At 69.8% G+C, this 7,558-nt stretch carries 8 protein-coding genes; 5 read left to right on the top strand and 3 right to left on the bottom strand.

All coding sequences use genetic code 11. The features are described 5' to 3' along the window. The first annotated feature begins 76 nt into the window (after positions 1 to 76). The gene (mmpB, locus tag ACQKIP_RS11455; protein ID WP_360777023.1) at positions 77 to 205 is read left to right on the top strand and encodes a morphogenic membrane protein MmpB; all 129 of its coding nucleotides are present in this window, start codon (positions 77 to 79) and stop codon (positions 203 to 205) included. 92 nt (positions 206 to 297) lie between these two features. After that, positions 298 to 906, top strand: a complete 609-nt coding sequence (locus tag ACQKIP_RS11450) for a Maf family protein (RefSeq protein WP_365867100.1) — start codon at positions 298 to 300, stop codon at positions 904 to 906. Between the two features lie 21 nt (positions 907 to 927). Here the strand turns inward: ACQKIP_RS11450 and ACQKIP_RS11445 are convergent, their stop codons facing one another. Further along, positions 928 to 1,365: a hypothetical protein gene (locus ACQKIP_RS11445; RefSeq protein ID WP_365867098.1), complete on the bottom strand. Its 438-nt coding sequence runs from the start codon at positions 1,363 to 1,365 to the stop codon at positions 928 to 930. 349 nt (positions 1,366 to 1,714) lie between these two features. Between ACQKIP_RS11445 and ACQKIP_RS11440 the strand changes: the two genes are divergently transcribed. Continuing rightward, on the top strand, positions 1,715 to 3,487 hold the full coding sequence (locus ACQKIP_RS11440) for an acetyl/propionyl/methylcrotonyl-CoA carboxylase subunit alpha (protein WP_365867096.1): 1,773 nt from the start codon (positions 1,715 to 1,717) through the stop codon (positions 3,485 to 3,487). Between the two features lie 171 nt (positions 3,488 to 3,658). Further along, positions 3,659 to 4,294: a TetR/AcrR family transcriptional regulator gene (locus tag ACQKIP_RS11435; protein ID WP_365867094.1), complete on the top strand. Its 636-nt coding sequence runs from the start codon at positions 3,659 to 3,661 to the stop codon at positions 4,292 to 4,294. On the opposite strand, the gene ACQKIP_RS11430 is transcribed toward ACQKIP_RS11435, so the two are convergent. Together ACQKIP_RS11430 and ACQKIP_RS11425 are read right to left on the bottom strand one after the other, a co-directional pair. Continuing rightward, the gene (locus tag ACQKIP_RS11430) at positions 4,280 to 5,218 is read right to left on the bottom strand and encodes a DeoR/GlpR family DNA-binding transcription regulator (protein ID WP_427742864.1); all 939 of its coding nucleotides are present in this window, start codon (positions 5,216 to 5,218) and stop codon (positions 4,280 to 4,282) included. The genes ACQKIP_RS11435 and ACQKIP_RS11430 overlap by 15 nt on opposite strands. Positions 5,219 to 5,464: 246 nt before the next feature. After that, positions 5,465 to 6,913 (bottom strand): NAD(P)H-quinone dehydrogenase, encoded by a 1,449-nt coding sequence (locus ACQKIP_RS11425; RefSeq protein ID WP_365867090.1) that lies wholly within the window; start codon positions 6,911 to 6,913, stop codon positions 5,465 to 5,467. Between the two features lie 129 nt (positions 6,914 to 7,042). On the opposite strand from ACQKIP_RS11425, the gene ACQKIP_RS11420 reads away from it, so the two are divergent. Then, positions 7,043 to 7,480 (top strand): gamma-glutamylcyclotransferase, encoded by a 438-nt coding sequence (locus tag ACQKIP_RS11420; protein ID WP_249588135.1) that lies wholly within the window; start codon positions 7,043 to 7,045, stop codon positions 7,478 to 7,480. Positions 7,481 to 7,558: the final 78 nt, after the last annotated feature.

The raw sequence follows: 7,558 nt of genomic DNA, 5'->3' as shown, positions 1-7,558 counted from the left end.
AAGCCGCGGACGGTCCGGGGTCCCCTGCTTCCGCGACACCCGCCCCCCCGCCGCTGCCGCGCGCAGTATCGATTGCATGCTGTGGTCCGACCCGGAGAACAACCCGCCCAAGGACATGCGGGACATGCAGGCGAAGATGCGCCGTGCAGGTCTCGTCCTTGCCCTGGCGATGGTCGTGGCGATGTTCGTCCTCGGCATGCACTGAGGCCCGGCACGCACCGGCGCCGGAACTCATCGGACGCCGGAACGCACCGAGGTCCGGCACGCACCGGGGAGCGGGATCGCTACGCTGACCGCATGAGTGATCAGCCCCGCCGTCTCGTCCTCGCCTCCAAGTCCCCCGCCCGGCTCGGCCTGCTGCGCCAGGCCGGCCTCGCCCCCGAGGTGATCGTCAGCGGGGTCGACGAGGACGCGATCTCCGCACCGACCCCCGCCGAACTCGCCGTCGCCCTGGCCGAGGCCAAGGCTTCGGTCGTCGCCGCGCGCCCGGACGCGAAGGGCGCCCTGGTCGTCGGCTGCGACTCGGTCCTCGAACTGGACGGGCAGGCGCTCGGCAAGCCCGCCGACGCCGAGGAGGCCACCGCACGCTGGAAGTCCATGCGGGGCCGCGCGGGCATCCTGCAGACCGGCCACTGCGTGTACGACACCGCGGCCGGACGCCATGTGTCGGCGCTCGCCTCGACCGTCGTCCGCTTCGGCGACCCCTCGGACGAGGAGGTCGCCGCGTACGTGGCCAGCGGCGAACCCCTGCACGTGGCGGGGGCGTTCACGCTCGACGGCCTCTCGGCGCCCTTCATCGACTCGATCGAGGGCGACCACGGCAACGTCATCGGCCTCTCGCTGCCGCTCTTCCGCCGCCTCCTGGGGGAACTGGGCGTCGGCATCACGCAGTTGTGGGCCAAGTAGTCCGACCGCTCGGGCAAGGCCTCAGGCAGGCTGAGGGGCTGTGCTCGGCTCGTCGGAGACCTCGGCGGGCTTCTTGTCGTACGCCACCAGGGTCAGGACGATCAGGCCGAGCACGACCATCATGAAGACGAAGGCGGGCCAGCCCACCAGGCCGACCGAGAACGCCCCGAGCAGTCCGTGCACCACGGCGGCGCTGATCAGGAGTATCCGGCCGAAGCGGCCAGGAGCGCGGTCCCGTACCGCCGAACGCGCCATGACGACGGCGCAGAGCACGAGGTAGAGGCCGAAGACAGCGCCCGCTATCCACGTCGACACGGACATCGCGTGCGGATCGAGCCCGGCGAGCGACATGTCCTGCTTGTTCACGACGAGCCCCAGGAACCAGTTGAGCAACACGATGCCCACCGCCTCCGCCAACAGCACGATCGCGCCCACCCAGGCCACCGGTCTACGCGCCACGGCGCCCACCCTCTTCCGCTGTTACCACCAGTACGTGCCAGACATCGCGAACGCTACTAACGGGTAAACCGAGGGACAAGGGCTCTGCCGCAGGCAAAGAATCATTGGGCCATTCGTAGGGACTCCACAAAGATTGCCCCTGTGGCGCGGCACGCTCTCACAGAGACCTTGACCACATCGGCGCGCTAGTCTGCCGAGACAGGACCCTGCGTACCGTGGTGCGACAAGGGATTTCGCGGACGGGCAGGCCCCGGATCACGCTCCGTGTGGGCAAGCTCACCATTGGGGACGGGTCGAAAGGTCGTGTCGGCAGTCCCTAAACTCGGCTTGTTTCAAGGAGGGAGCCATCGTGCGCAAGGTGCTCATCGCCAACCGTGGCGAAATCGCTGTCCGCGTTGCTCGGGCATGCCGGGATGCAGGGATCGCGAGCGTAGCCGTCTACGCAGATCCTGACCGGGACGCTCTGCACGTCCGCGCGGCAGATGAGGCGTTCGCCCTGGGCGGTGACACTCCGGCCACCAGCTACCTGGACATTTCCAAGGTGCTGGCAGCGGCCAAGGACGCGGGGGCGGACGCGATCCACCCCGGTTACGGCTTCCTTTCGGAGAACGCCGACTTCGCCCAGGCCGTACTGGACGCGGGCCTCATCTGGATCGGCCCGCCGCCGCAGGCCATCCGTGACCTGGGTGACAAGGTCGCCGCCCGGCACATCGCGCAGCGCGCGGGTGCCCCGCTGGTGGCCGGTACGCCGGACCCCGTCAGCGGTTCCGACGAGGTCGTGGCCTTCGCCGAGGAGCACGGCCTGCCGATCGCAATCAAGGCCGCCTTCGGTGGCGGCGGACGCGGTCTGAAGGTCGCAAGGACCCTCGAAGAGGTCCCCGAGCTCTACGACTCCGCGGTGCGCGAGGCCGTTGCCGCCTTCGGCCGCGGCGAGTGCTTCGTGGAGCGCTACCTCGACAAGCCGCGGCACGTGGAGACCCAGTGCCTGGCCGACAAGCACGGCAACGTGGTCGTCGTGTCGACCCGTGACTGCTCGCTCCAGCGCCGCCACCAGAAGCTCGTGGAGGAGGCCCCCGCGCCGTTCCTGAGCGAGGCCCAGAACGCCGAGCTGTACGCGGCGTCGAAGGCCATCCTCAAGGAGGCCGGCTATGTGGGCGCCGGCACCGTCGAGTTCCTCGTCGGCGTCGACGGCACGATCTCCTTCCTGGAGGTCAACACCCGCCTCCAGGTGGAGCACCCGGTCACCGAAGAGGTCACCGGCATCGACCTGGTCCGCGAGATGTTCCGCATCGCGGACGGCGAGGAGCTGGGCTACGGAGACCCCGAGATGCGGGGCCACTCCTTCGAGTTCCGTATCAACGGCGAGGACCCGGGCCGCGGCTTCCTGCCGGCGCCGGGCACCGTGACCGTCTTCGACCCGCCGTCGGGTCCCGGCGTGCGCCTGGACGCGGGCGTGGAGTCCGGCTCGGTGATCGGCCCGGCGTGGGACTCGCTCCTGGCCAAGCTGATCGTGACCGGTGCGACGCGCAAGGAGGCCCTCCAGCGGGCCGCGCGTGCCCTCGGGGAGTTCAACGTGGAGGGCATGGCCACGGCCATCTCCTTCCACCGCGTGGTCGTCAAGGACCCGGCGTTCGGCCCCGAACTGACCGGCTCCAGCGACCCGTTCACGGTCCACACGCGGTGGATCGAGACCGAGTTCGTCAACGAGATCCCGGCGTTCGCCGCGGCGGCCGACGCCGAGACGGACGAGGAGCCGGGCCGCGAGACGGTGGTCGTCGAGGTGGGCGGCAAGCGCCTGGAGGTCTCGCTCCCCTCGTCGCTCGGCATGACCATCGCCCGCACCGCTGCCGCCGGCGGCGCCCGCCCCAAGCGGCGCGCGGCGAAGAAGTCGGGCCCCGCGGCGTCCGGTGACACCCTCGCGTCGCCCATGCAGGGCACGATCGTCAAGGTCGCGGTCGAGGAGGGCCAGGAGGTCAAGGAGGGCGACCTGGTCGTCGTCCTGGAGGCCATGAAGATGGAACAGCCCCTGAACGCCCACAAGTCGGGCACGATCAAGGGCCTCACGGCGGAGATGGGCGCGAGCCTGACCTCCGGCGCGGTCATCTGCGAGATCAAGGACTGACCTCGCTTCTATGATGCTGGCCGGGCCGGGACCTTCCGGCCCGGCCAGCGTCATTCAGTCCGCCCGGCGGACTATTCAGCCCGTCCGGCGTTTGAGGACGAACTCGGCGGAGCCGGTGATCGACGGTGCGCGAGCTTCGGGCAGACTTAAGGCACGTCCAGGGAGGCCCGCATGGCAGAGAGCCCGCAAAAGCGCCCCCGCTTGAAAAGAGCGGACGCGCGCCGCAACTACGACCGGCTCCTCGCAGAGGCCCGCGCCGCCTTCGCGGAACACGGCACGGACGCCTCCCTGGAGGACATCGCCCGCCACGCGAACGTCGGCATCGGCACCCTCTACCGCCACTTCCCCAACCGGCACGCCCTGATGAGCGCCGTCTTCGAGGAGGCGGTGAGCGATCTCCTCGACCGCTCCCGTGCGCTCCTCGAAGATCCGCACCCCTGCTCGGCCCTGGTGACATGGCTGCGCGCCATCATCACTCATGCGGGTGAGTACCGCGGGCTCTCCCGCGCCCTCATGTCGGCGTCGCACGACGACAGTTCGGCACTCTCCCGATGCAGCAGGCCGATGCGCGAGGCGGGTACGGCGCTGCTCGTGCGGGCGCAGCAAGCAGGCGCCGTACGCCACGGCGTCTCGATCGGCGATCTCATGCAGCTGACCAACGCGATCGCGCTGGCCGCCGAAGAGACCCCCGACGAGCCGGAGTTGGCAGACCGCCTGCTGATGCTGACCCTGCGCGGCCTGAAGCCCGAAGGATCGGCACCCGACGAGCCCGGCACGGGCCGGGCCGTCGGTTCAGCGGCGGCGTAGATCCGCCACCCGCGCGGCCCGCTCGCCGGGCTGCGACTCTCCGAGCACCGCACTGCGCAACTGCGCACCGGGACCCGCCCCGTGACCGTGGTTACGGCGCTGGCCCGGCAGTGGCACGTCCCGGCGCGGCTGCCGCGCCGGGACGGAATCCACCCCTGGTCCGGAGTTGGAGTTCGGACTCCCGCCCGCGACCGCGACCTGCACACCCTGGTCCGCCAGGGCCTGAAGCTCGGTGGCCGCACGGTCGTCGTGCGTGGGCGGTTCGTCCGTGACCAGGCGGGTGATGACGTCCGTCGGCACCGTCTGGAACATCGTGTCGGTGCCGAGCTTGGTGTGGTCGGCGAGGACCACGACCTCGGCGGCCGCCTGGACGAGCGCCCGGTCCACGCTCGCGGAGAGCATGTTGGACGTGGAGAGCCCGCGTTCGGCGGTCAGACCACTGCCCGACAGGAAGGCGCGCGAGACCCGCAGGCCTTGCAGGGACTGTTCGGCCCCGCTGCCCACGAGTGCGTAGTTCGAACCGCGCAGGGTGCCGCCGGTCATGACGACCTCGACGCGGTTGGCGTGTGCCAAGGCCTGTGCCACCAGAAGTGAGTTGGTGACGACGGTCAGACCGGGTACCCGCGCGAGCCGTCGGGCCAGCTCCTGCGTGGTCGTACCCGCCCCGACGACGATGGCTTCGCCTTCTTCGACGAGTCCCGCCGCGAGATCGGCGATAGCCGTCTTCTCGGCGGTCGCGAGATGTGATTTCTGCGGAAAGCCGGACTCCCGCGTGAATCCGCCCGGCAATACCGCACCGCCATGTCGGCGGTCGAGGAGTCCTTCTGCCTCCAGCGCGCGCACGTCCCGCCGTACGGTCACTTCGGAGGTCTGGACGACGCGGGCGAGCTCCCGGAGCGATACCGCTCCGTTGGCCCGCACCATTTCGAGGATCAATTGGCGACGTTCTGCAGCGAACACGAAACTGACAGTAACCCCAACGACCGTCTGGTTTCAGCAGTTTGCGCCGAATTACAGAAGTTGTTCGCACAGGTAGGTGGGAAGTGGTATAGGCGCCTACTCACCCCGACTATGCCGGGAGAATGGGCCACAACAGTCCGTGACCTGCGCGGAGTTACTACCCCGCACGAACACCGATCATTCGGCGTTCAACCGACGATCACTTCGCGATCAGGCTTCGCCCGTCGACTTACGCGTGTGAAGTTGACGCGCGACCTCGGCGATCGACCCCGAAAGGGATGGATACACGGTGAACGCGTTCGCGATCTGCTCGACCGTCAGATTGTTGTCGACCGCGATCGAGATGGGATGGATCAGTTCCGAAGCGCGCGGCGCGACGACCACACCGCCCACCACGATGCCCGTTCCGGGACGGCAGAAGATCTTGACGAAGCCGTCGCGGATGCCCTGCATCTTCGCGCGCGGGTTGCGCAGCAGCGGCAGCTTGACGACGCGGGCGTCGATCTTGCCGCCGTCGACGTCGGACTGGCTGTAGCCGACGGTCGCGATCTCGGGGTCGGTGAAGACGTTCGACGAGACCGTCTTCAGGTTCAGCGGCTGCACCGCGTCGCCCAGGAAGTGGTACATCGCGATGCGCCCCTGCATGGCGGCGACGGAGGCCAGCGCGAAGATCCCGGTCACGTCACCGGCGGCGTACACACCGGGGGCGGAGGTGCGCGAGACCTTGTCGGTCCAGATGTGCCCCGAGTCCTTGAGCCGGACCCCGGCCTCCTCGAGACCCATGCCGCTGCTGTTCGGGATGGCGCCCACGGCCATCAGGCAGTGCGTGCCGGAGATGACGCGGCCGTCGGCGAGCGTGACCTCCACGCGGTCGCCCACGCGCTTGGCGGAGGCGGCGCGCGAGCGCGACATCACGTTCATGCCGCGGCGCCGGAAGACGTCCTCGAGGACGGCGGCGGCGTCCGGGTCCTCGCCCGGCAGCACGCGATCACGGCTGGATACGAGCGTGACGTTCGAACCGAGCGCCTGATAGGCACCGGCGAACTCGGCACCGGTGACACCGGAGCCGACCACGATGAGCTCTTCGGGGAGCTCGTCCAGGTCGTACACCTGGGTCCAGTTGAGGATGCGCTCGCCGTCGGGCAGCGCGTCGGGGACCTCGCGCGGGTGCCCGCCGGTGGCGATGAGGACCGCGTCGGCGACGAGGGTCTCCTCGGTCCCGTCGGCCGCGCGCACGACGACCTTGCGCGAGCCGTCGGTGTCCTGCTGGCCCTCCAGACGGCCGCGGCCGCGCAGCACGCGCGCGCCCGCACGCGTGACGGAGGCGGTGATGTCGTGGGACTGCGCGAGCGCGAGGCGCTTCACACGGCGGTTGACCTTGCCCAGGTCGACGCCGACGACGCGCGCCGGGGTGTCGATGTGCGGGGTGTCGTCCGCGACGATGATGCCGAGCTCCTCGTACGAGGAGTCGAAGCTGGTCATCACCTCGGCCGTGGCGATCAGAGTCTTCGACGGGACGCAGTCGGTGAGCACCGACGCCCCGCCGAGACCGTCGCAGTCGACGACGGTCACCTCCGCGCCGAGCTGGGCGGCAACGAGTGCCGCCTCGTATCCGCCGGGTCCGCCGCCAATGATCACGATCCGAGTCACGTACTCCATTGTCCCGCACGCTTCAAGGTGCTTCGCCCCCGGGGGCGCCATCCGGGCCGATCCGGGCCGTTCTTCCTACAAGACGGGCACTTCCGTTGCCGGAGGGACGCACGCGTCACCTGCCGTACCCTCGACCACATGTCGCTCTACGCCGCGTACGCCGGCAATCTGGACCCGCGGCTCATGTCCCGCCGCGCACCGCACTCGCCGCTGCGCCAGACCGGCTGGCTGAACGGCTGGCGGCTGACGTTCGGCGGGGAGCACATGGGGTGGGAGGGCGCGCTCGCCACCATCGTCGAGGCGCCGCGCTCGCAGGTCTTCGTGACGCTGTACGACGTCGCCCCCATGGACGAGGACTCCATGGACCGGTGGGAGGGCGTGGGGCTCGACATCTACCGCCGGATGCGGGTGCGGGTGCACACGCTCGACGGCGAGGAACCGGCCTGGGTGTACGTCCTCAACGGGTACGAGGGCGGCCTGCCGTCCGCGCGTTATCTGGGGGAGCTGGCCGATGCGGCGGAGACCGCGGGGGCGCCCCACGACTATGTGATGGAGCTCCGCAAGCGGCCTTGCTAGGCGCTTTTCCCTGCTGTCGGCGGGGGTATCGGCGAGCTCTCGGCAGCTCCGCGGTCGGGTTTCTGCAGGCTCTCGGCG

This window comes from Streptomyces sp. NPDC059900 (assembly GCF_050270335.1).
Lineage (GTDB): Bacteria > Actinomycetota > Actinomycetes > Streptomycetales > Streptomycetaceae > Streptomyces.
Note: the sequence above shows the minus strand (reverse complement) of the source record. Positions and strands in the feature narration are given on the sequence as shown.